Raw genomic sequence first — 22,753 nt, 5'->3', positions numbered from 1 at the left:
GAGGTGTCCCTTATGAACGGTCGTTCGTTTACATTCGCTATAGTTATGCTTATTATCGGATTAGCAATATTCGGCCTTGTTTCATCTGTCATTACAAATCCAATGGGTGTATTAAGAAATATCGGGTACATGTTACTTGTTGTCGGTATCTTTTATTTGCTATACAAGATGTTTACAAATTCTAGTGGTTCTGCAAATTCGCAAAGCTCTTATAAGCGTGCAGCGAAACAATCGAACCGCAAACATAAGAAACAAAATGTAGCACCCCTAAGCAATTCTTTCTTGAAATCCAACGCTTCTAATGACAAAGGTAAGAAAGGCGCTCCTTCCACTTTGAAGCGAAAAAGAAAACAATCTCATTTAACTGTCATTGAAGGTAAAAAAAACAAAAAGAAAGACCGTGCTTCCTTTTAGGAAATACGGTCTTTTTTTATATTTTGCAGTACTTCTTTCAAACTTTTATCTTTCATACTTTCAATTCGAAGGTGATGATTTTCAAATGGTAAATTCCTTGTCACATCATTAGGTACAACAACGCACTTTAATCCTGCTGCAATCGCTGCTTTTAATCCGTTTAACGAGTCTTCAAATACAACAGCTTCAGACGGATCAATTCCTAAATCTTCTATCGCAATTCGATAAAGTGCTGGATCCGGTTTTACCTTCTCAACATCTTCCCTTGTTTTAATGACTTCAAAATAATCTCGAATTTGTAGCTCTTCCAAAAAAGAAGTAACCCATTCTCTAGATGAACTGGAAGCTAATGCGATTTTCAATCCCATTTCTTTCGCTTCCTCTAAATATTCTTTTACCCCGTCACGAGCTTCTGGTATTTTCATTTTCTCTTTATGTAAAGTTTTCACTTTTTCTTTTAATGCATCCTTGTTAAACTTCTCTTTTAATTGCTCATTTAAATATGCGTAAAGCACATCGTCTGTCGTTCCAATACATTTCGCAAATTCCGCTAAAGGTAACTCCCCACCGTACTCACGAACAGCGTCTCTGAAAGAGTGAAACCATATTGTTTCTGTGTCTACAATTAATCCATCAAAATCAAAAATAATTGCTTTCATAATTTCCCCATCCTTTTCGGTTGAAATAAAAAAGGAAACGACATACGTTCCCCCTTAATTACTTTTCTCTTCATTTGCTTTTTGAACGCCACGAAGTGTTTCCACTCGAACCTCATCTTGTTCAAAATATTGCACTAGATCACCAATGCGGTCAATTGCTTCCCAACTTAAATGATGTTCAATTCCTTCTACATCATTGTAAATTTTACTTTCATCCAAACCGATAATACGCATAAATTGCTCTAGCAAGTCATGACGATATACGAGACGTTCTCCGATTTTTTTACCTTTTGATGTTAATACAAGCCCTCTATATTTTTCATAAATTAGATATTCATCTTTGTCTAATTTTTGCACCATTTTCGTTACAGAGGATGGATGTACACTCAGCGCTTCAGCAATATCAGATACGCGGGCATAACCCTTTTCATCAATCAACAAATAAATTTGTTCAATATAATCTTCCATACTAGGGGTAGGCATCGGTTTCCTCCATCCAATTTCATTTTGCTCATTCCGTACGAAGCAATCAATAAAATGATACACCAGAAAGAATAACGTGACAAGTTGAAAACAAGCCTAAATATTTAAAAGAAAAAAGAACTTGCATTCCAATACAAGTTCTTTTCATGTAAAATATTGAATTTCTGCGTTAGGAAAAAAGTGATGAATATATCCTCTAATCGTTTCTTCCAATACTTCTGCATCATCTTTTTTATATACGTATTTCCCGATGCCATATCGTCCCCATTTATATTTGCGCTTCTCTTCATCCATTTCAAGCTTCGTATTCGGATAACGCTCTTGAATGACCTTTTTTGCTGGTTTTGTAAAGCGATGTTGAATTAATTCAAATGTTAAATTCGGTATCGACAAATCTTTTAGCGCATTGTACAGTCGCTCAAATAGTTCACGATATCCTTCTTCCCATCCTTCATGCATATAAAGTGGTGCAACTATAAACCCAAGTGGATAACCCGCACCTGCTACTTTACGAGCCGCTTCAATTCGTTCTTCAAAAGGTGATGTCCCCGGCTCAAAATTTTTGATTACATACCGTGAATTAATACTAAATCGAAAACGAGTTTTCCCATTATGTTTTGCATCTAATAAATGATCAACGTGCGAATATTTCGTAACGAAACGTAAACGCCCATGCTCACTTTCTCCAATGAATTCAATCGCCCGCTTTAATGCATGTGTTAAATGATCAATTCCAACAATATCTGATGTACAAGCCGCTTCAAACCTTGTTATTTCTGGTGCTCTTTCATCCATATACTGCTTTGCCTTCTCAAATATTTCATCAAGATTGACATACACGCGAACGTAAGGCTTACTCCCAAGTGTCGTTTGCAAATAGCAATAATGACAATGTCCCATACACCCCGTTGCGAGCGGGATTGCATATTCAGCTGACGGTTTTGACGTATCAAACTTTAATGTTTTCCTCACCCCAACGACAAGTGTTGCCTTTGCATTACGATACTTTTGCAAATCATTTTCACCTGGCAAATTTCTAATTTGATTATGGGATGTCGTTTCACGAATTTCTAATCCCATCTTCGTAAACTTCTCATACAGCTCTTTTCCAAGCGGATATTCGAGTGCCTTCGGTTCAAAGTAAACGAGTTTTGGCATAAATGGTTTCATATGCTTCCCTCCTCTCGTTAGTATGGGAAACGATGAAGAATTAACACTCATTAAAGTTTTCCACTTCAGTAACTTGCGTTGCAAGTTACTGAATGTTATAATTTGGATAACAGCTACCTTGCAACGCAAGTTACCTGAGTAAAAGGTGGTGAAATCATGCACAGCCAAATGTTAAAAGGTGTGCTCGAAGGTTGCATCCTATACATCATTTCACAAGAAGAAGTGTACGGATATGAACTGAGTACAAAATTAAATAAACACGGATTTACATTCGTAAGTGAAGGAAGCATATATCCGTTATTGTTACGTATGCAAAAAGAAAAATTGATTGAAGGAACATTAAAAGCTTCCTCACTCGGTCCAAAGCGAAAATATTATCACGTAACCGACAAAGGATTAGAGCAGCTTGAAGAGTTTAAACAAAGTTGGGGAATGGTTTCAACAACCGTAAACAACTTATTACAAGGGGAGTGATAGGAATGAAGGCGAAAGATTTAATCGAACTAAATAACCAAAAGCGTAAATTATTAACTAAGAAAAATGAAAACGCCTATAGCGACATGTTAATATACATCCGCTTAGCTAAAGTGCCAGAGTACCACGCGGAAGAACTACTAATTGAAATTCTAGATCATCTTATTGAAGCCCAGCAAGAAGAAAAAAGTGCTTATGATATTTTTGGCGACGACTTACAGGCATACTGTGACGAACTAATTGCTGCTCTACCGAAGCCAAGTTTATGGGAACAATTATCGATTCCTTTATTTATAACTAGTTATCTGTTAGCAATATACTTTGCTATTTCTTCCGTAATTGCATTGGTATTCCCCCTATTTTCAAATGAAGCACGTTTTAAATTTGTACACATTGATTTCATTTATCTGCTCGCATTTATACTGTCCATACATCTCATCATACGTTTTGTTTTCGACTTTATTAACATTGATTTATTTAAAAACAAAACAACTATTTGGAGGCATATAGGCAGTTTTTTAATACGCCATAGCCTATGGATACTATTAATCGGTATTTCCTTTTTATTTATTAAACAGCCCTATACTACATTACAAATCTCACCTTGGATCGGCACTTTACTTGCCATCTCTTGCTATGCACTATACAAAATCTTCTTCAAAAAAGAATATTTAGCCTTTAAAAAGGAGTGACGATACGATGACTGAAAAAGAATTGATTAAGTTAAACAATGAAAAAAGAAATTTATTAACAGCTGAAAACGAAGCTGTTTATGGTGATATGCTTATTTATTTACGCCTTACTAGCGTTCCTCAAAAGCAAATGGAGGAATTACTTTTAGAAATATTGGATCATCTTTTAGAAGCGCAAGAAGACGGTAAAAATGCACATGATATTTTCGGGGAAGATTTAAAAACTTACTGCGATGAATTGATTAGCTCTTCAGAACATCAAAATTCTCTCCAACAAGCTGCCGTTATTGGATTTGCAGTTAGTTTATTATTAGCTATTCAAATTGGATACGATACATTCAGTACTCTTATGCAAAAACTATTTTCAGATACAAACACTTCAGGAATTCCATTTAGTATTCCTGGAACAATATTATCTGCTATCGTTTTAACAATTAGTGCTTTCATAACTTTTTCCTTGTTTAGACGTTTTTCTTTTACAATACTGGTTTCCTGGAAACAAAAAGCAATTCTCTTATTATCAGTATTCGTACCTTTTGTCTTATCAGTTTTTTTAAACGTATTTTTTAAAACGAAACCGTACTTATTTTATAATTTATCTATTTGGCAAGGTGCTCTTGTTACACTTTCTTTTTATATTTTGTACAAATTTTTATATAAAACATCTAAATTTTAACAGCCTTTCAAAAGGCTGTTTTTCTTCTGTCTAATTTTACAAATTGAAAAATTTCATAAAGAAAATAAGAAAAATGCAAAATAATTAAAGTTAATTGTTGACGTGATGCTTTTATTATCGGTATCATAAATCTTCGTGAGCAATTATTTTTCGTTATACGATTTTTTTATTATTACTGAATTTTTGAGAGGAGAAATTAGATGTCAGTTAAGAAGAAAACGCAAGTACGCACCGGCAAAATGGTACGTGAACTAATGTTAGCAGACGAAGATGTAAATGCTTCGCTAATTATGGTATATAGTGAAAACGGTGTAAACGCAGAAATTAAAATCGAGGGCTTAACGCCGAAATGTAACGAAGAATTATTTTTGAGCGGAAACGTGGATTGGAACAAGAGTGTTATTTATAAAATTGTTGATTTCACTGGAAACGCTGAAGTTGGTAAAGTTACATTAACAGCGATGAACAAAAACAATGTTTCTCTAGAAGTTGAACGCGTTATGTGGAGCAAAGAGAATAAAGAAGCTGCTGAGCAAGAAGAAACTGTTGTAGAAGCTCCAAAAGCAGTTACACCGGCTCCAAAACCTGTTACGCGAGTAGAAACACCTGCAGCACCTAAACCTACTCCGGTACCAACACCGAAGCCAGTAAGTGTAGAAGCTGCTGTGGAATTATCTACTCCAGCACCTGTGAAAAAAGCAGTACCAACTCCAGTTACAAAGCAAGAGACAGCACCGGTCGCGCCTGCAAAACCGAAGCAACCTGCTTTGACTGAAACAAATACAAAACTACAAGAAAATTATGTGAAACTCGTGAAAAAGACAATTGAAGTTTGTCAAGATTACGAGCTTGGCATCGACATAGATGATTCTATTGAAAGCTTAAAACAAGAACTACAAAGCCAAGGTATTAGCGTCACATTTGACAAAGAAATTATGGACGTTGTAAATCGCCTTCGTTCTTTACAAGATAAAGGAATCAAAGTAGAAAAAGTACTTAATTTACTATAAAAAAATAAGAGGTGGCAATTGCCACCTCTTATTTTTTATAATTCCATTCCTTACTTTCATACTTCTCTTTTGCTAATGTTTGCACTTCATGTAACTGTTCTTCTGTTAATTCATACGGAACAAGCTCTACATCTAATCCTTTTTCAAACCCAACCTCAAACGCTTTAATTAACTGTTCGATTGTAAACGTACGGTCTGTTAATTCATTAATTGCTACCGCTTTAGAAGAGAACATACTCTTCATACGCTCTTTTACACGTTCATTCGGGAATAAAAACAGATCGTATAATTCATCTAAATCTATTTCTAACGGAATCGATCCGTGCTGTAAAATCACACCTTTTTGACGTGTTTGAGCACTACCTGCGATTTTTCTTCCTTCTACTACAATTTCATACCAAGATGGTGCATCAAAGCATACGCCTGAACGTGGATTTTTTAAATTTTCACGGTCTGCTTCTGTTTTTGGAACTGCATAATATGCTTCTAATCCTAATGCCTTAAAACCGTCTAATAAACCTTGCGAAATAATACGATACGCTTCTGTAACTGTTTTTGGCATATTTGGATGATCTTCAGACACAATAACACTGTACGTTAATTCTTTATCATGTAGTACACCCCTGCCGCCTGTTTGACGACGAACGAATCCATATTTCTTTTCGTTAACTACATCCATATTAATATCTTTTTCAACACGCTGGAAATACCCAACTGTTAATGTTGGTACTTCCCATTCATAAAAACGAATGGTTGGTGGCATTTTCTTTTCACTTTGCCAATTTAATAAACATTCATCTAACGCCATATTAAATGCCGGTGAACATTGACCAGAGTTAATATAACACCATTTTTCTTTTCCCATCCTGCACCTCATATAACCAATTATTTTTCACATTCTCTAGTCTACCAAATTCGACAAAATTTGTGAAAGAATACGAAATTTCTTCTTATATGCAAATGAATCTGTTGCATAAATACATACGGGCATTATAATATTGAAAGTAGGATAAGAAAAAAGGGAGCGATAGAACCGTGTCAACAACTTGGATTATTTTATTAGCCGTAATCGTAGCGTTCATCGGCTACACTGTATGGATGTATTTCTATCAGAGAAAATTAATTAAAACACTTTCAGAAGAAGAGTTTCGCGCTGGCTACCGCAAAGCACAGCTTATCGATATTCGCGAAGCAGACGAATATACTGCAGGACATATTTTAGGCGCACGTAACATTCCATTATCACAAATTCGCCTTCGTCATAAAGAACTTCGCAAAGATCAACCAGTTTACTTATACTGCCAAAGCGGATTTCGTACTGGTCGTGCAGCTCAATACTTAAAGAAACAAGGCTACAAAGATTTCTACCAGTTACAAGGTGGATTCAAAACGTGGACTGGAAAAATTAAAAAGAAATAATAACATACAAAAACTAGCTGAATCATTCAGCTAGTTTTTTCATTCCATATTATTCGCAATGTATACTAAATTTTGCTTAATCACATCTTTATCATTCTCTTGCACATTACGATACAGCAGCTGATATTCAAGTCCTTTCTCTTTCCAAATAAGCGTAGCGAATTCATCTCCTCGCCCAGAGTCATCCTTATTTTTAAAATAAGCGAATGCTCCACTATTCAATTTCATTTGTTCTTGAAATCGCTTCTCTTCCACGAGATCCGGAAAACTATAAGGAAAGTTCGCAACATTTAACTCAATATACTCATTTCTACCTGGCTCCCGCTGTTTATATTTAATCATTAAGACAGCGTTCTTTTTCCCAATCGCTCTAACTTCCCCCTTCACATCACTCGTAATGTCATACGGTAAAAACGCCGGAACTTTAAATTTCACTGGAAAATATTTCGGAAGCTCCTTTAGCGGAATAGGATCCGTAACACGATCCATCGCTCCCCCTGTTGTTCCCACAAAATTTTTTTCTTCTTGCATCGTTTGCTGAAACGAACATGAACTTAGCACTAGACTAGAAAACACGAAACAAATGATTCTTTTTTTCAATTTGTTTCCGCCCTTTCTTCATACCGCTCTCTTTATGAATAAAACGTTAATGCCCGATTGGTGGAGCTAATAATCCGCGGGACATGCCCGACTGATTAAAGTTTCACTTTGTATGCTATTCATATTCGCCTCATTTACAAACTCCCCCTTTGAAAACTTTCCACGTTATTCTCACACATTTTGACAAAAATTCTTTTATAGACGCAAAAAAGACCCCCATCATTCTCACGCTCAACTAAAAAGGTTACGCGAATAACAGAAGTCATGTTTATAACATAGTTTGTGAAAAGCTTTTCAGGTCAAGATTTTTTCATTCTTATTATTTTCCCTTTATAATAAAGGAAAGAGGTGATACATATGGCCAATATAAAACAAATTGCAAAAACCGCTGGTGTATCCATATCAACTGTTTCCCGCGTCCTTAATAATCACCCTTACGTAAAAGAAGAAAAACGTAAGCGTGTTCTAGATGCTGTTGAAGAATTGAACTATGCAAAAAATATAAATGCTATTCATTTAATAAAGGGAAAAACATATACAATCGGGGTTATGCTCCCTTTCATTAATCTTCCATACTTCAGTACAATTATTGAAGGAATCGGAAACGAAGCGTTAGCAGCTGGATATCACATTAATTTATGTCAAACAAATTACGATAGCCTCGAAGAGATTCGTGTTCTTGAAATGATGAAAATGAAACAATTCGATGGAATGATTATTTGCTCTCGAACGAGTTCTTGGGAACAAATTGAACCTTTCGCAAAATTTGCCCCTATTATTTCATGTGAAAAGATAAAGCATCCCCTCATTTCATCCGTCTACGTAGATCACTATGAAGGCTTCCGTCTCGGCACTGCCTATTTACTCAGTAAAGGCCATGAAAAAATCGGAATCTGTTTAGCAAGAAAAACGAGTGCAAATTCTATAGAGCGCGAAAAAGCATTTGCTGATACGCTGCATAACGAAGGTAAAACGGTACATCCAGATTGGATTTTTCATCAATGCTATACGATGCAGGATGGTGCAAAAATACTTCATCGCATTTTAAACATGAAAAATCGCCCAACCGCTATTTTTACAGCGAACGATCAAGTTGCAGCTGGTTTATTAACAGAGGCGCGAAAATATGGCATTCGAGTCCCTGAAGAACTTGCTATCCTTGGATTTGATAATCATGAAATTTCAAAGGCGTTAGAAATTTCCACAATTGAACACCCCGGTCTCGCAATGGGCTCACATGCTTTTTCTTTATTCCATAAACAAATCCAAAGCGAGCAAATTGCTGGGAAGGCAGAAGAGCTTTCATTCCATTTAATTGGGCGAGATACTGTCTAAAAAAAGAGCGTTACCTGTAGCGCTCTTTTTCAGCTCTTCACCTATTGACTTTATATTTTCCATCTCATATAATAAACCTAACGAACGGTAGGTAGGGGATGAAAATGACAGCAAACCGCATTAAAGCTGTAGCACTTTCTCATTTCGCACGCTACGGCTACGAAGGAACTTCATTAGCAAATATTGCTCAAGAAGTTGGGATTAAAAAACCATCGATTTACGCACACTTTAAAGGAAAAGAAGAGCTATATTTTATATGCTTAGAATCCGCTCTTCAAAAAGATTTACAAAGCTTCACAGACGATATCAAAAATTTTTCAAATTCGTCTACTGAAGAATCGCTCTTACAGTTACTAAAGGGCTATGCAAAACGATTTGGTGAAAGCGAAGAATCAATGTTTTGGTTACGAACTTCTTATTTTCCGCCCGATGCATTTCGCGAACAAATTATCGAAAAAGCGAATACACACATTGAGAACGTCGGAAAACTTTTATTCCCTATATTTAAACGGGCAAACGAGCAAAGTGAACTGCATAACATTGAAGTAGAAGACGCTCTAGAAGCCTTTCTATGCTTACTAGACGGACTTATGGTTGAACTACTATTCGCAGGTTTAAATCGCTTTGAGACTCGTTTAAACGCCTCTTGGCAAGTATTTTGGCGAGGCCTTTCAAACTGACGGATTGCTCCTTTGCAATGCGTCGTTTTTAAGCCCTTTACCTAACGACTGGTAGGAAGGAGAAATGACATATGGCATGGATTTATGTAATCATAGCTGGTATTATTGAAATCTTTTGGGTGATTGGACTAAAAAAAGCGGAGGCACCACTTGAATGGGCTGGTGTTGCGCTATTAATTACAATTAGTTTCGTCTTATTATTTAGAGCTTATAAAGATTTACCTGTCGGCACTGTATACGCAGTCTTCACAGGAATTGGAGCTGGCGGAATCGTTCTTACAGAGATTTTCGTCTTCGGAGAACCTTTCTCTATTGTAAAAGTATTATTAATTGGTTTAATCTTCTTTGGCGTAATTGGTTTAAAACGAGTAACAGAAGAAAAAGAAGCGAAGGAGGCCGCATAAAATGGCTTGGGTATTTTTAATTCTAGCTGGTATTTGTGAAATTATTGGTGTACTCTTTATGAAAGTAGCCACTGAAAAGAAAGGCTGGGCACCAAAAGTTATTTTAATTGCTAACTTCGGCGTAAGTTTCTTCTTCTTATCTCTTGCGATGAACACGTTACCGATGGGAACTGCTTACGCGATTTGGACTGGAATCGGAACTGCGGGAAGTGCACTTCTAGGTATTCTTATTTTCCGCGAATCAGCGGATTGGCGTCGTCTTGCCTTCTTAAGTTGCATTCTATGCGGCGCTGTTGGCTTAAAACTATTAAGCTAACGTGAGGTGACTGTCATGTGGAAAGAAAAAGGAAAACAAATGTTAGCATGGATTACACTCGGGATCGTCATTCTATTGCAAATCAGTTTTCATATAATAGAATGGTTGTTTCATAGAGTCGTATCCATTCTTACATTTCTTCCTAACATGGCACTTGAAATTGCATCTATTGTTTGGTCCATTATTGCCTCCATTGCAATCGTCATTATATGGAGTATCGCCAAACTATGGAATAAATTATTTAAAAAGGACAGTACTTCTGAAAAAGAGTAACTGTCCTTTTTTATATTCATTCAGACTTTCTGTAGAAGTTTGATGTGATAAGACAAAAAAGACCAACTATGACAATGCTTATACCAATCCCTTTATGCAAATTAGGAAATGGCGATGGTATATCTGCATAAAAATTTGCTAATATGAGACCGATTGAAAATAAAAATATCCCTATTCTATATAACCATTTTCTTTTGTTCATCATTCTCCCTCCTAACATTTTTCATACACTCCTTTCCTTTGGACATACTACCTAAAAAAGGAGTGAATACTATGCAAAATTCTATACATAAGCAGATCCTATTTTTATTTTTCCTCTTTCTCATTCTCGTTATCATTTTCAGCTTTATATTACATACTCCGAAAGATGTTGTACCGAATAGCCTCTCTGTTTATAAACTCTTACTTTCATATTGTCGTTATTGAAGAAGGTGCCTTATATAAGGCACCTTTTAAAATTCTCTCTTCTCATACAATTTCACTGAAACGAAGATAGATGCTATGAACATGCATATGGAACCGATGAATAACAAGCTGTTATATAGCTGAATTTGTTCTAGGTTGATTCCAAAGAAAATAGAAGAAACAGCCATAGGTGCTATTAGTATAAAAATCGCAATAAAAATAGTTTTTTTATACGCTAACCAAAACGATATTGGTAAAACAAAACTTAAATACATTAAAATAAAGCTAATACTAGCAAGCATTGTCGTTTCAATAAATTCAAATAGGTTACCCCCACTCTTCATTCCCATCGTGAAACAACCAACCGTTACGCTTATAAAAAGAGTAATAATTGCTACTATATATTTCGCATACACAATTTGTTTTCTCAATATTGGTAAACTATTTACTATAACTTCACTCTCATTTTTACTATCTGCTTCAAATGTTTTTACTGTTGCCCCAATTGTAAAAATTACTGACATAATTATGAACAGATTTTCCGTATCTGTTACGGCCATATAAAAGAAAACAGGATACAGTATGTACCAAATTAAAAATTTCCATTGCACGATAAAGTCTTTTATTATAAGTTGCTTCACAATCGCTCCCTCCTTATAAATCACGTTCATTGTACAAATGAATTGAGAAAAACATAGACATAACATATAAAAGAAGGAGTCCTGCTATAAAACAAATATTTACGACTAGACTCGTGTTGCAAGCATTCTCTACATCTAACCATACGTTACTTACAATCAATCCACTTAAATACCCAAATGCAATTCCGATGAAAGGAGCAATTTGTTTTGCACTGCTATATCCTACTGAAAATTCGATTAGGAGTACAATCATGCTATAAACCAATCCTCCCGTTATTCCGCCAAGAATCTCTCCCCATAGCATAAATACAGTTATATGTTCATTTTGTAACTGAATTAAACCAACTACAAGTGAGAAAATCCCACCTAAAACAACTAAAATACTTACAAATATGTATTTTGCTATGACAATTTCTTTACGCTCAAACGGCAAACTATTTACTATCATCTCACTTTTATTTTTCCCCTCATAACTCATTGACAGTACCATACCAAGAAAAGGTATAGATACACTAATCGTCATAAGGAAACTATCACTACGAAAATCAACAATAGCAAGGAAAAACAAACATATAAGATAAGCAAACCCTAACTTTCTTTGCAACATCATATCTTTTAAGACTAATTGCTTGATCATGTTTTACCCTCCTAATATGAAAATGTCCCTTCTATAACTCTGCCTCCTGAAACATTTTCATTGAGAGAAACATTGACATGACTATACTTACTAACACTCCGATACCAAGAACACTCATTGCTAGTGTAGCCTCTTGAGAGTGGAGTACTTTTAACATAATTGTTTTATCACCAAAAATATTGCACATAAGACCAATCATACCCATTAGAGGAAATAGCATAATCACATTCAAGACAGTAATAGCTTTATATCCCCCAATGTAATTAGCAGGTATCGTTACTACACAATAAATTAAAGTTGCTACTATTGCTGAAAATATTGCATATCCAGGAATAACTATATCTCTGTTCAACAAAATATTTCCTAATATTACGACTATAGAAGTTATACTCAAACCGACTATAATAAATAATGTGCTTGAAATATATTTAGCTATAACTATCTCTTTTCTCATTATAGGCAAACTCACTAATACTTTTTCTGTTTTACTTTTTTCTTCATAATAAAAAGAAATATATATAATCGTACTACATGTTATAAATAATCCTATTGCAATCCCCATCGGTTCTATGGAATTTCTAAAAACAGATAAAATAGGTATTAAAAAATAGAAAGGAAACATCTTCTTCTGTAAGAAAAACTCCTTCAAAATCAACTGTTGCATATGAATTCCCCTCTCTATAAATCACGTGCTTCATAAATTTTAATTGTAAGAAACATAGAAACGATATAAATACTAACTAATGTAATGAATCCAACTATAAATACACCAATATGCATAGGATTCATAATCCACTCAATGAATGAAGGTGTTGTTTCATTCAGCCCATCACTAATAAACATCCAAAAAATTACACCGACTCCCATTGACGCTGCTGATACTATACTTCTTACTACCTTCGATTTTGTACCGTAATAACTAGGGAAAAGTATCACAACAAAAAATACGGCGTAAACAGCTCCATTTATTACTTCATACCATGGAATTTCAATGTATAGATTAGGATGATAGGCACCGATATCACCAATGACCACAATACCTCTTACAAGAAAAACAACTAACATCGTAGAGAGTATGCCACCAACAATAAATAGTGCACTGGAAACATATCTAGCAATTATGATATCCTTTCGGCTTACCGGTAAACTATTTATAATAATGTCACTGTTATTCCTTTCATCCATAAAAATTAACGTCATAACGGAGGAAAGGGTTATAAATAGACAACTCATCGGAAATAAAAATTCACCACTTGGCTCTAACATAAAAAACAAAAGGGGCATAACAAAATTTACTAACCACATCACCCGAAAAAAGAACAAATCCTTATAAATGAGCTGACGCATAGGCACCTCTCCCTTTCGCAGTGTAAACGATAATATCATCTAATGTAGGCTTTTCTAGTACAACCTCATTTCCAAACCAATCGATAATTGCTTGTTTATCTTTTGCTAAACCTTCGAAACCAAATTTATTTTTTCGTAATCCAACAAATTGTTCTTTTCCTTCTCGATCTAATAAATCATTACTTCCTTTTACGATTACGTAGTTCTCCATTAATTCATCTTTCTCACCAGTAAATATAATTTCTCCATCATTGATGAACGTAATATAATCTGCGATGCGCTCTAAATCTGTTGTAATGTGCGTTGAGAATAATACGGATACTTCATCTTCCATTACAATTTCTTGCAACATATCAAGTAATTCACTTCGAACAACTGGATCTAACCCTGCTGTCGGTTCATCCATAATGATAAACTCTGCGTGATGTGAAAGTGCGATAGCAATCGCAAATTTCATTTTCATCCCTTTTGATAATTCTTTAATTTTTTTATACTTCGGAACTTGCAATCGATGCATATACGATTGATACTGCTCTTCGTCCCACTTTTTATATAGCGGTGCAATAATACGTTTCATTTGTTCACACGTTAAATCTTCGTAGTAATGATTTTCATCATATACAAAACCGATATTTTGTTTTATTTCCTTCTCGGCTTTTTTATTGTCCTTGCCAAAAATTTTTATATCACCGCTATCTTTTCTAATTAAATTCATAATCATTTTGATCGTCGTACTTTTCCCTGCTCCATTCGGTCCGACAAATCCCATAATATATCCGCATGGTAACGTAAAACTTATATTTTTCACTGCAAAATCTTGATAACTTTTACAAACGTTTTTTAGCTCTAACATCTCTTATTCCCCCTCATATAAACACGCAATCATCTGCTGTAAATCTTCAAGTGAAAGCTGCAACGCTTTACTTTCATTTACAACCTCTTCCGCTTTACTTTCCAATAGACGTAGCCGCTGTTCTTTTAGTAGTTCATTATTTTTACGTGAAACATAAGTCCCCTTCCCAGCAACAGTTTCTATATATCCTTCTTTTTCAAGCTCCTCGTACGCACGCTTCGTTGTAATTACACTAACTTGTAATTCCTTCGCTAAGCTACGAATAGACGGTAATTGGTCTCCACCCTTTAAACCACCATTTAAAATAAGCTGGCTTAATTGTTTTCTTATTTGCACATAAATAGGGTCTTGGGAAGAATTCGAAATAATAATATTCATGTTTTCCTCCAGTGTTTGTATATACTGTATATACCTTATATATACAGTATATACACACCATCCTATTTTTGGCAAGAAAAAAAGACCAACATTTTCCTGTTGGTCTTTCGTATATGTATCACTTTTCAAAGCGATCTAACATCTCATCTCTCATTCCAAAACTCACTACCGCAATTCCTACATACATAAACAGAAGGAACGCCGGATGAACTGTATTGTACCAAGTGCTATCAACAATTAAATAAATCGTTAATGCTACAACAAGAACAAACGCTAAGATAAACATATAAAAGTGTCTTGTACTACCCATAATAAACTCCTCTCTTCTCTCGTCACCATTCAACAGTATATTGTATCGAATAATTCGATATGACTCAAGGTTAACTTTCTGTTATGTAATCAAGTTCCACCTTTACAATGTCCTCACATGCTATTGAAATGATTGTTCCTTGCTTATCAATTGCCGTCACTTCTCTATTATCCATTACACGATGTGCTACTCTTTCTAGTACTTTTCCTTGATCTCGATAACAAAATTCTTTTACATCTTTAATCGTTTTTCCGTTTTCTAAATGGTATATCATTCTATAACACCGATATCCCACATTTTCACCCCCAGCTTGCTCGTTTTTTCACATATACATAAAAATGAGTCATTCCTATCTCATTACATCTTCTTAATTTCAATAAAATTCTAACAAAAATAAATACTTTTATCAAACTGACTTTTTCAACAAAATCACCTATAAAACTGCTTCTTTACACCATTATGAAACAAAAAATATAAACTTTTAACATTTTCTTCACTAATTCTGCACAAATTCTCCATACAAAAAAAAGAACCCGCATATAGCGAGTTCTTCCTTTGTTATGCTAATCAAACTTGTACAGGAGCTAACTTTTCATAACGTAAAACTGGTTTACGAGCAGCCAATGTTTCATCCAAACGTTTAATTACCGTTGTATGTGGCGCTTCTTGTACAACTTCTGGATTTTCTTCTACTTCTTTAGCAATTTGAATCATCTTATCAATAAAACCGTCTAATGTTTCTTTTGATTCTGTTTCTGTCGGCTCAATCATAATACATTCTTCCACATTTAATGGGAAGTAAATTGTTGGTGGATGGTAACCGAAATCAAGCAGGCGTTTTGCGATATCTAATGTACGTACACCAAGTTTCTTTTGACGACGACCTGATAATACAAACTCATGCTTACAATGTCTATCGAACGGAAGATCATAGAATGGTGCTAATCTTCTCATCATATAGTTCGCATTTAATACCGCATACTCCGTTACTGTACGTAGTCCATCTGGACCCATAGAACGAATGTATGTGTATGCACGAACGTTAATTCCGAAGTTACCATAGAATGGTTTTACGCGCCCAATTGCTTCTGGACGATCATAGTTAAAGTGATAGCCATTTTCTGTTTTCTCTAAAATTGGTTTTGGTAAGTACGGAATTAAATCTGCTTTCACACCTACTGGACCAGAACCTGGGCCACCGCCGCCGTGAGGCCCTGTAAATGTTTTATGAAGGTTTAAATGCACAACGTCAAATCCCATATCTCCTGGGCGTGCTTGGCTTAATACCGCATTTAAGTTTGCACCATCATAGTATAATTTACCGCCTGCGTTATGGACGATTTCTGCCATTTCTAAAATATTTTCTTCGAATAGACCTAATGTATTAGGATTTGTTAACATAAGTGCTGCTGTTTCTTCGTTTACAACACGTTTTAAATCTTCTAAGTCAACAAGACCATGTTCATTTGATTTTACTGTAATTGTTTCAAAACCAGCTACAGTTGCAGATGCTGGATTCGTGCCGTGAGCAGAGTCAGGAACAATTACTTTCGTACGGTTAAAGTCACCATTTGCTTCATGGTATGCACGAATTAACATTAAGCCTGTCCATTCTCCGTGTGCACCAGCTGCTGGTTGTAATGTAACAGTATCCATACCTGTAATTTCAATTAAATGCTCTTGTAAGTCGTACATTAATTCCATTGCACCTTGTACTGTCTTTTCATCTTGTAATGGATGAATATTTGCAAATCCTGCGAAACGAGCTACATTCTCATTAATTTTCGGATTATATTTCATCGTACAAGATCCAAGTGGATAGAATCCAGAATCTACACCGTGGTTACGGTTTGAAAGTGCTGTATAGTGGCGCATAATGTCAAGTTCAGATACTTCTGGTAGCTCAGCATCTTCTACTCGAATATAATCGCTCTCAAACACATCTTCTAGTTTCACTTCTTCTACATCTAATTTTGGTAGGCTATATCCTATGCGTCCTTCTTTACTCACTTCAAAGATAAGTGCTTGGTCTTGGTTCTTCATTGGATAGCCCCCATTTCGTTTACAAGTGTGTCAATTTCCTCTTTTGTACGAAGCTCAGTTACTGCTACAAGCATATGGTTTTCATGCTCTTTATAATCACGGCCTAGATCGTAACCGCCGATAATATTCTTTTGTAATAATGCATCGTTTACTTCTTTCACTGGACGCTTGCAATCTACAACAAACTCATTGAAGAATGGTCCAGCAAATGTAACTGTGAAGCCTTGCGCTTCAAATTGACGTTTTGCATATTGTGCTTTAGAAATATTTTGACGTGCCATTTCTTTCACACCTTGTTTACCAAGTGCCGTCATTGCAACTGATGCTGCTAATGCATTTAACGCTTGATTTGAACAAATGTTAGACGTCGCTTTGTCACGGCGAATATGCTGTTCACGTGCTTGTAACGTTAATACAAACCCACGTTTACCATCTGAATCTACAGTTTGTCCAACAAGACGTCCTGGAATTTTACGCATAAATGCTTTCGTTGTTGCAAAGTAACCACAGTGTGGTCCACCAAACTGCGTTGGAATACCAAATGGTTGTGCATCACCGATTACAATATCAGCACCAAATTTTCCTGGTGGTGTTAATGCGCCTAATGATAATGGATTTGAAGAAACGATAAATAATGATTTTTGTTGATGAACGATTTTTTCAATATCAGCTAATTTTTCAACTTGTCCGAAGAAGTTTGGATATTGAACGATTACACAAGCAACTGTATCATCTACTTCACTTTGTAATACGTCTAAATCTGTTACACCATCTTTATGATTAATTTCAACAACTTCAAGATGTTGACCTTTTGCATACGTTTCAAGTACTGCTCTTGATTCTGGATGAACTGCGCTAGATACAAGAATTTTCTTTTTACGAGTATGGCCAGCTGCTAGCATTGCCGCTTCAGCTAAAGCTGTACCTCCGTCGTACATAGAAGAGTTTGCTACATCCATTCCTGTTAATTCACAAATCATTGTTTGGAATTCAAAGATTGCTTGTAATTCCCCTTGTGAAATTTCTGGTTGGTATGGCGTGTAAGCTGTATAAAATTCTGAGCGAGAGATAACGTGATCTACAATTACTGGAGCGTAATGATCATATACGCCTGCTCCTAAGAAAGAAGCGTACTCTTTTAAGTTAGCATTTTTACTAGCCATTTGAGTCAACTCTTTTAACAGCTCTGGCTCTGATTTTGCTTCTTTAATTTTTAAATCCCCTTTAAAACGAACACTCTCTGGAATATCAGAGAATAACTCATCGATCGTTTGAACGCCGATCGTTTGTAACATTTCTTTTTTGTCTTCTTCTGTCATTGGAAGATAACGATGCAACATGAAATCTACCCCTCTCCCCGTTACTTTGAACGTTTATAAAATGGTGTTGGAACAACTACTGCTTTGACGCGTTTATTACGAATTTCAATTTCTACTTCTGTATCAACTGCTGCGTATTTTACATCAATTAGTGCTAAACCAATGCTTTTCTTTAACGTTGGAGATTGTGTACCACTCGTTACTTCCCCGATTTTTTCTTCTCCAATAAATACAGGGTAATGTGTACGAGGAATTCCACGTTCGATTACTTCGATGCCGACTAACTTACGAGGCGCACCGTTTTCTTTTTGCTCTTTTAACGTTTCTTTTCCAAAGAAGTCTGCTTCTTTATTTGGTTTTACCGCAAAGCCAATGCCAGCTTCAATCGGTGTAATATCTTTTGATAATTCTTGACCATAAAGTGGTAATGTTGCTTCGAAGCGAAGTGTATCACGAGCACCTAAACCACATGCTTTTAAGCCTTCTTCTGCTCCAACTTCAAGAAGTTTCTCCCAAAGTTTTGCAGCATCTTCACTCTTACAGTAAATTTCAAATCCATCTTCACCTGTGTAACCTGTACGAGATACAAGTGCTGGAATTCCATCTACAAGAATATCGTTTTTAAATTTAAAGAACTTAATTTCTTTCAAATCTTCTGACACAACTTTTTGTAAAATGCCTTCTGCTTTTGGACCTTGAATTGCAAGCTGTGCAACTTCACTAGAAACATTGACTACTGTCGCATCGCCAATTACATGGCTAGCTAACCATTCGTAATCTTTCTCGATATTTGATGCATTGATTACTAATAAATAGTCTTCTTCACCACGTTTGTAGATTAATAAATCATCTACTGTACCACCATTTTCGTAGCACATAGCTGTATATTGTGCGCCTCCTACCTTTAAAGTAGAAACGTCATTTGTAACAACACGTTGTAAAAATGCTAAACTATCTACACCTTTTACCTCAACTTCTCCCATATGAGACACATCGAACAAACCTGCAGCCGTACGTACAGCTTCATGTTCTTCTTTAATGCTTGAAAATTGAACTGGTAATTCCCAACCACCGAAGTCGATTGTTTTTCCACCATACTTCGCGTATACATCAAATAACGGTGTACGTTGTAATGTAATCATGCTCTCTCCCCCTTATGCTTTGACAAATCAATAAAAGTTGCTCGCCATATCTAAACATTTTCACTCTGAAAAGATAGGATATACGGAATCTCATTATATTTTTTTATGAAAGCGTAAATAAAAAATCACTTTCTTGGATAAAATACGAAAGATTCCACACATTTCACACCATTATCCTAACATTATTCGCTATATTTCATCAATATTCTAGCATAAAAAATAATTTAGAATTTTTCATTCTTAATCTTATTAAATACAACTTTCAAAATTCAGCCCTTTATCTTTGCCTATTCTTTAACTTTCAGTATGTGTAATAGCTCCTTATTACAAGGCTTATATAATAAAGATTTTTTTAATAATTACTTTAGTTTATAAAAGGTGGGAGAGTCGTAATGAATGTCGATATTTCCGTAGATCGAACGTGGCAAAACAATTTTTTAAATAGAATTAATGAAGATGGTCCTTGGACAAATTGGGATTTATATCATTTAGCTTATAAAACAGAAAAATCGTTACTTGTTCCTACTTTCGATGGATTACAAGCACCGAAACATTTATCTCATTTCACACCACTTCCTCATCAATTAGAAGTCGCTCAAAATGTCATTGAACAAATGAATGGTAAAGCGATACTAGCAGATGAAGTGGGACTTGGGAAAACGATTGAAGCTGGGCTTATTTTAAAAGAATATATGGTCCGCGGCCTTGTGAAAAAAGTACTTATACTCGTCCCTGCCTCTCTCGTATCACAATGGGCATACGAATTAAATACAAAGTTTTTTATTCCAGCTGTAGCCCAAAAGAAAAGCTACTCGTGGGAACAAGCCGATGTGATTGTATCATCAATTGATACTGCAAAACGTTCACCGCATCGCGATATCGTTTTGAACCTAGAATATGACCTTATTATTATCGATGAAGCACATAAACTTAAAAATAATAAAACAAAAAACTATGAATTTGCACAACGATTAAAAAAGAAATTTTGTTTATTATTAACCGCTACGCCTGTTCAAAATAAGATTGATGAAATTTTCAACCTCGTTTCTTTATTAAAGCCAGGACATTTAGGCAATCAATCCAACTTTGAAGAATATTACGCTTCAAAAAATCGTTCCGCCGAATCTGATGAAGATTTAAAAGCTCTTATTAACAAAGTGATGGTCCGAAATCGACGTCATAATACCGGAATTGATTGGCCAAAGAGACATGTACGTACAATTTTTGTTGAGTTTAATGAAGAAGAGCAAGCTTTGTATAATGGTATTGAAAATTGGCGAGGACAAGATGCCTTCACATCTGCTTTCTCATCGTTAACTTTAAAACGGGAAGCGTGTAGTAGTCGTGAAGCTGTTTACTACTCATTAAAAAAACATGTGGAAAAAAGGCAGAAAGAAAATGAGCATTACATAAAGGACCCACATATTGATGTGCTAATGGACAAAATTAATCATATTCCTTTCAACTCAAAAGCGAATAAAGCTCTTGAGCTTATAAAAGAAATTGACGATAAAGTCATTATCTTCACTGAATATAGAGCTTCACAAATGTATTTACAATGGTTTTTACAACAACACGGTATTTCTTCCGTTCCATTCCGCGGCGGGTTTAAACGCGGGAAGAAAGATTGGATGAAGGAGCTTTTCCAAAACCACGCACAAGTATTAATTGCAACGGAAGCTGGTGGCGAAGGGATTAACTTACAGTTTTGTAGCCATATGATCAATTATGACTTGCCATGGAATCCAATGCGTCTTGAACAAAGAATCGGACGTATTCACCGTCTTGGTCAAAAGAATGATGTTCATATTTATAACTTAGCTACAAAACATACTGTTGAAGAACATATTTTGAAACTGTTATATGAAAAAATCAATTTATTTGAGCGTGTTATCGGCGAGCTTGATGAAATTTTAACGAGAATTAATATGAAAAACATCGACGCGCATATTCAAGAAATCTTTGCGCAGTCAAAAAGCGAAGGAGAAATCCGAATTAAGATGGAAAACTTAACATCTATTATCGACTTCGCGAAACGAAATGAAGCTGAGGTGCAAGGCTATGCAGCAACATGAAATTCATAATTACTTATACAATTTTTTTGAGGCGAATAACTGCGAAATTTTAAAGCGCTCCCCTCATCTATTAGATGTGCAGTTAACAATTGAGATGGATAAATTATTAATGAACCGTCCTTTTTATTGGCACTATCTTGAGAAAACAGGAGGCGTACCGAATCCGATGCGCCTTACTCTTCTTACAAATCCAGAAAGTGAAGAAAACGATGGTGAGCTTATTCACTACGGTTCACCACGTCTTCATCAAATTTTCCAAACGACAAAAGAATTAGGCTCTTACATACGTTTATATGAGGAAGTACGGCATAGCGGGGCAACGCATACACCGCTCCATCCTTGGCTCGGTGTAAATATAAAGGTTTCCTATCAATGTGATCGAAAAAAAGACATCCTTCACTCCATTGGGATTCATCTCATTTCTGGCACAATGATTGCAAACTTTCATGAAACATTAGCTAAAATTAAACTTACACCGAAAATACCTGACTTTTGTTTTACGCTCTCGCCTATCATTAAACCGCAAAGCGGTTTACAACGTATAGAGGATGCTTTAAAGAATATTATTGCAGAAGATGACCATACGTGGGCGAAAGAAGCAAGAGTGCGCTGGAATCACGATTTAGACCTTTTAAATCGTTTTTATGAAGAGAGTGATGAACTTCCCGAAAGCTATGAAATTGAAAAGCAAGCCTTGCAAGAACAATATGAACCCCGCATTACAGTGCAAATTATTAACGGCGGACTCTTTTATGTTACTGCGAATCATTTTCTTTCTTAAAAAGCCCCTTCTGTTTTAGAAGGAGCTTTTTTTGAGTTATCCTCTATCGCCATTACGCTCTTGTTGTTTTTGCTTTGCCATACGTTTTTGATGCGCACGATCTTTTGCGCTCACATGATTAGCATCAGTTGGAAGATTTTCTTTTGAACGACCAATTCCATTGCTCATCTTTATCACTCCTTTTTATATCTTTCAAAATACATCCTTATTTTCAGCT

General features: G+C 35.5%; 31 protein-coding genes. 13 read left to right on the top strand and 18 right to left on the bottom strand.

Going from position 1 to position 22,753, the window contains the following annotated elements; translation table 11 throughout:
• The first annotated feature begins 12 nt into the window (after positions 1 to 12).
• Positions 13 to 414 carry an SA1362 family protein gene (locus MNO09_RS08775; RefSeq protein ID WP_001014468.1) on the top strand — a complete coding sequence of 134 codons (402 nt, stop codon included), beginning with the start codon at positions 13 to 15 and terminating at the stop codon, positions 412 to 414.
• On the opposite strand, the gene MNO09_RS08770 is transcribed toward MNO09_RS08775, so the two are convergent.
• The 3 genes from MNO09_RS08770 to splB form a co-directional block, all read right to left on the bottom strand.
• Complete coding sequence (locus tag MNO09_RS08770; RefSeq protein ID WP_000643917.1) at positions 411 to 1,073, bottom strand: HAD family hydrolase; 663 nt, start codon at positions 1,071 to 1,073, stop codon at positions 411 to 413. The two genes, MNO09_RS08775 and MNO09_RS08770, sit on opposite strands and share 4 nt — an antisense overlap.
• Positions 1,074 to 1,127: 54 nt before the next feature.
• Positions 1,128 to 1,556 carry a transcriptional regulator MntR gene (mntR, locus tag MNO09_RS08765; RefSeq protein ID WP_001143071.1) on the bottom strand — a complete coding sequence of 143 codons (429 nt, stop codon included), beginning with the start codon at positions 1,554 to 1,556 and terminating at the stop codon, positions 1,128 to 1,130.
• A 144-nt stretch (positions 1,557 to 1,700) separates the two neighbouring features.
• Positions 1,701 to 2,726 carry a spore photoproduct lyase gene (splB, locus tag MNO09_RS08760; protein ID WP_000802100.1) on the bottom strand — a complete coding sequence of 342 codons (1,026 nt, stop codon included), beginning with the start codon at positions 2,724 to 2,726 and terminating at the stop codon, positions 1,701 to 1,703.
• A 156-nt stretch (positions 2,727 to 2,882) separates the two neighbouring features.
• Between splB and MNO09_RS08755 the strand changes: the two genes are divergently transcribed.
• From MNO09_RS08755 to MNO09_RS08740, 4 genes are all read left to right on the top strand, one after another.
• A complete protein-coding gene (locus tag MNO09_RS08755; RefSeq protein ID WP_000556083.1) occupies positions 2,883 to 3,200 on the top strand; it encodes a PadR family transcriptional regulator in 318 nt (105 codons plus the stop codon).
• Between the two features lie 5 nt (positions 3,201 to 3,205).
• Positions 3,206 to 3,892 (top strand): DUF1129 family protein, encoded by a 687-nt coding sequence (locus MNO09_RS08750; RefSeq protein WP_000644720.1) that lies wholly within the window; start codon positions 3,206 to 3,208, stop codon positions 3,890 to 3,892.
• A 7-nt stretch (positions 3,893 to 3,899) separates the two neighbouring features.
• On the top strand, positions 3,900 to 4,568 hold the full coding sequence (locus tag MNO09_RS08745; RefSeq protein ID WP_000136515.1) for a DUF1048 domain-containing protein: 669 nt from the start codon (positions 3,900 to 3,902) through the stop codon (positions 4,566 to 4,568).
• Positions 4,569 to 4,768: 200 nt separating this feature from the next.
• Complete coding sequence (locus MNO09_RS08740) at positions 4,769 to 5,578, top strand: hypothetical protein (RefSeq protein ID WP_000111928.1); 810 nt, start codon at positions 4,769 to 4,771, stop codon at positions 5,576 to 5,578.
• A gap of 28 nt (positions 5,579 to 5,606) precedes the next feature.
• On the opposite strand, the gene lipM is transcribed toward MNO09_RS08740, so the two are convergent.
• Positions 5,607 to 6,443 (bottom strand): octanoyltransferase LipM, encoded by an 837-nt coding sequence (gene lipM / locus MNO09_RS08735; RefSeq protein ID WP_000514071.1) that lies wholly within the window; start codon positions 6,441 to 6,443, stop codon positions 5,607 to 5,609.
• 170 nt (positions 6,444 to 6,613) lie between these two features.
• Here lipM and MNO09_RS08730 point away from each other — a divergent pair, with 170 nt between their 5' ends.
• The gene (locus MNO09_RS08730; RefSeq protein ID WP_000108656.1) at positions 6,614 to 6,997 is read left to right on the top strand and encodes a rhodanese-like domain-containing protein; all 384 of its coding nucleotides are present in this window, start codon (positions 6,614 to 6,616) and stop codon (positions 6,995 to 6,997) included.
• 39 nt (positions 6,998 to 7,036) lie between these two features.
• On the opposite strand, the gene MNO09_RS08725 is transcribed toward MNO09_RS08730, so the two are convergent.
• Complete coding sequence (locus MNO09_RS08725) at positions 7,037 to 7,573, bottom strand: hypothetical protein (RefSeq protein WP_033657729.1); 537 nt, start codon at positions 7,571 to 7,573, stop codon at positions 7,037 to 7,039.
• 381 nt (positions 7,574 to 7,954) lie between these two features.
• On the opposite strand from MNO09_RS08725, the gene MNO09_RS08720 reads away from it, so the two are divergent.
• From MNO09_RS08720 to MNO09_RS08700, 5 genes are all read left to right on the top strand, one after another.
• A complete protein-coding gene (locus MNO09_RS08720) occupies positions 7,955 to 8,932 on the top strand; it encodes a LacI family DNA-binding transcriptional regulator (protein ID WP_001273971.1) in 978 nt (325 codons plus the stop codon).
• 98 nt (positions 8,933 to 9,030) lie between these two features.
• Complete coding sequence (locus MNO09_RS08715; protein ID WP_002096317.1) at positions 9,031 to 9,612, top strand: TetR/AcrR family transcriptional regulator; 582 nt, start codon at positions 9,031 to 9,033, stop codon at positions 9,610 to 9,612.
• Positions 9,613 to 9,683: 71 nt separating this feature from the next.
• Complete coding sequence (locus MNO09_RS08710; RefSeq protein WP_000312344.1) at positions 9,684 to 10,016, top strand: DMT family transporter; 333 nt, start codon at positions 9,684 to 9,686, stop codon at positions 10,014 to 10,016.
• Between the two features lies 1 nt (position 10,017).
• On the top strand, positions 10,018 to 10,332 hold the full coding sequence (locus tag MNO09_RS08705) for a DMT family transporter (RefSeq protein ID WP_000312623.1): 315 nt from the start codon (positions 10,018 to 10,020) through the stop codon (positions 10,330 to 10,332).
• Between the two features lie 15 nt (positions 10,333 to 10,347).
• The gene (locus tag MNO09_RS08700; protein WP_000265393.1) at positions 10,348 to 10,605 is read left to right on the top strand and encodes a DUF3975 family protein; all 258 of its coding nucleotides are present in this window, start codon (positions 10,348 to 10,350) and stop codon (positions 10,603 to 10,605) included.
• 16 nt (positions 10,606 to 10,621) lie between these two features.
• Here MNO09_RS08700 and MNO09_RS08695 read toward each other — a convergent pair whose 3' ends face one another.
• From MNO09_RS08695 to gcvT, 12 genes are all read right to left on the bottom strand, one after another.
• Positions 10,622 to 10,810, bottom strand: coding sequence for a hypothetical protein (locus MNO09_RS08695; RefSeq protein ID WP_088107448.1), 189 nt, complete (start codon positions 10,808 to 10,810; stop codon positions 10,622 to 10,624).
• Positions 10,811 to 11,057: 247 nt separating this feature from the next.
• Positions 11,058 to 11,654: an ABC-2 transporter permease gene (locus MNO09_RS08690; RefSeq protein WP_033657727.1), complete on the bottom strand. Its 597-nt coding sequence runs from the start codon at positions 11,652 to 11,654 to the stop codon at positions 11,058 to 11,060.
• A 10-nt stretch (positions 11,655 to 11,664) separates the two neighbouring features.
• On the bottom strand, positions 11,665 to 12,288 hold the full coding sequence (locus tag MNO09_RS08685) for an ABC-2 transporter permease (RefSeq protein ID WP_000595364.1): 624 nt from the start codon (positions 12,286 to 12,288) through the stop codon (positions 11,665 to 11,667).
• Between the two features lie 31 nt (positions 12,289 to 12,319).
• Entirely contained in the window at positions 12,320 to 12,952 is a 633-nt protein-coding gene (locus MNO09_RS08680; RefSeq protein WP_001186567.1) for an ABC-2 transporter permease, read from the bottom strand.
• A gap of 14 nt (positions 12,953 to 12,966) precedes the next feature.
• Complete coding sequence (locus MNO09_RS08675; protein WP_001249422.1) at positions 12,967 to 13,635, bottom strand: ABC-2 transporter permease; 669 nt, start codon at positions 13,633 to 13,635, stop codon at positions 12,967 to 12,969.
• The gene (locus MNO09_RS08670) at positions 13,616 to 14,488 is read right to left on the bottom strand and encodes an ABC transporter ATP-binding protein (protein WP_000891313.1); all 873 of its coding nucleotides are present in this window, start codon (positions 14,486 to 14,488) and stop codon (positions 13,616 to 13,618) included. Before MNO09_RS08670 ends, MNO09_RS08675 begins: the two co-directional genes overlap by 20 nt.
• A 3-nt stretch (positions 14,489 to 14,491) precedes the next feature.
• On the bottom strand, positions 14,492 to 14,866 hold the full coding sequence (locus MNO09_RS08665) for a GntR family transcriptional regulator (protein ID WP_001021362.1): 375 nt from the start codon (positions 14,864 to 14,866) through the stop codon (positions 14,492 to 14,494).
• Between the two features lie 118 nt (positions 14,867 to 14,984).
• Positions 14,985 to 15,176: a hypothetical protein gene (locus MNO09_RS08660; protein WP_000535935.1), complete on the bottom strand. Its 192-nt coding sequence runs from the start codon at positions 15,174 to 15,176 to the stop codon at positions 14,985 to 14,987.
• Positions 15,177 to 15,246: 70 nt separating this feature from the next.
• A complete protein-coding gene (locus MNO09_RS08655) occupies positions 15,247 to 15,450 on the bottom strand; it encodes a DUF3929 family protein (RefSeq protein WP_000639160.1) in 204 nt (67 codons plus the stop codon).
• Between the two features lie 293 nt (positions 15,451 to 15,743).
• Positions 15,744 to 17,219 carry an aminomethyl-transferring glycine dehydrogenase subunit 2 gene (gene gcvPB, locus MNO09_RS08650; protein ID WP_000795692.1) on the bottom strand — a complete coding sequence of 492 codons (1,476 nt, stop codon included), beginning with the start codon at positions 17,217 to 17,219 and terminating at the stop codon, positions 15,744 to 15,746.
• A complete protein-coding gene (gcvPA, locus tag MNO09_RS08645; RefSeq protein WP_000903245.1) occupies positions 17,216 to 18,559 on the bottom strand; it encodes an aminomethyl-transferring glycine dehydrogenase subunit 1 in 1,344 nt (447 codons plus the stop codon). The genes gcvPB and gcvPA overlap by 4 nt, the downstream gene beginning before the upstream one ends.
• A 20-nt stretch (positions 18,560 to 18,579) precedes the next feature.
• Positions 18,580 to 19,680 carry a glycine cleavage system aminomethyltransferase GcvT gene (gene gcvT, locus MNO09_RS08640; protein ID WP_000631766.1) on the bottom strand — a complete coding sequence of 367 codons (1,101 nt, stop codon included), beginning with the start codon at positions 19,678 to 19,680 and terminating at the stop codon, positions 18,580 to 18,582.
• 392 nt (positions 19,681 to 20,072) lie between these two features.
• On the opposite strand from gcvT, the gene MNO09_RS08635 reads away from it, so the two are divergent.
• Positions 20,073 to 21,755: a DEAD/DEAH box helicase gene (locus MNO09_RS08635; protein WP_001100048.1), complete on the top strand. Its 1,683-nt coding sequence runs from the start codon at positions 20,073 to 20,075 to the stop codon at positions 21,753 to 21,755.
• Entirely contained in the window at positions 21,742 to 22,536 is a 795-nt protein-coding gene (locus tag MNO09_RS08630) for a YqhG family protein (RefSeq protein WP_001183977.1), read from the top strand. The genes MNO09_RS08635 and MNO09_RS08630 overlap by 14 nt, the downstream gene beginning before the upstream one ends.
• Before the next feature lie 36 nt (positions 22,537 to 22,572).
• Here MNO09_RS08630 and MNO09_RS08625 read toward each other — a convergent pair whose 3' ends face one another.
• Positions 22,573 to 22,704 (bottom strand): hypothetical protein, encoded by a 132-nt coding sequence (locus tag MNO09_RS08625; protein WP_000064661.1) that lies wholly within the window; start codon positions 22,702 to 22,704, stop codon positions 22,573 to 22,575.
• Positions 22,705 to 22,753: the final 49 nt, after the last annotated feature.

Source organism: Bacillus sp. N5-665, assembly GCF_022637375.2.
Lineage (GTDB): Bacteria > Bacillota > Bacilli > Bacillales > Bacillaceae_G > Bacillus_A > Bacillus_A wiedmannii.
This window is presented reverse-complemented; position numbering and strand designations above follow the sequence as displayed.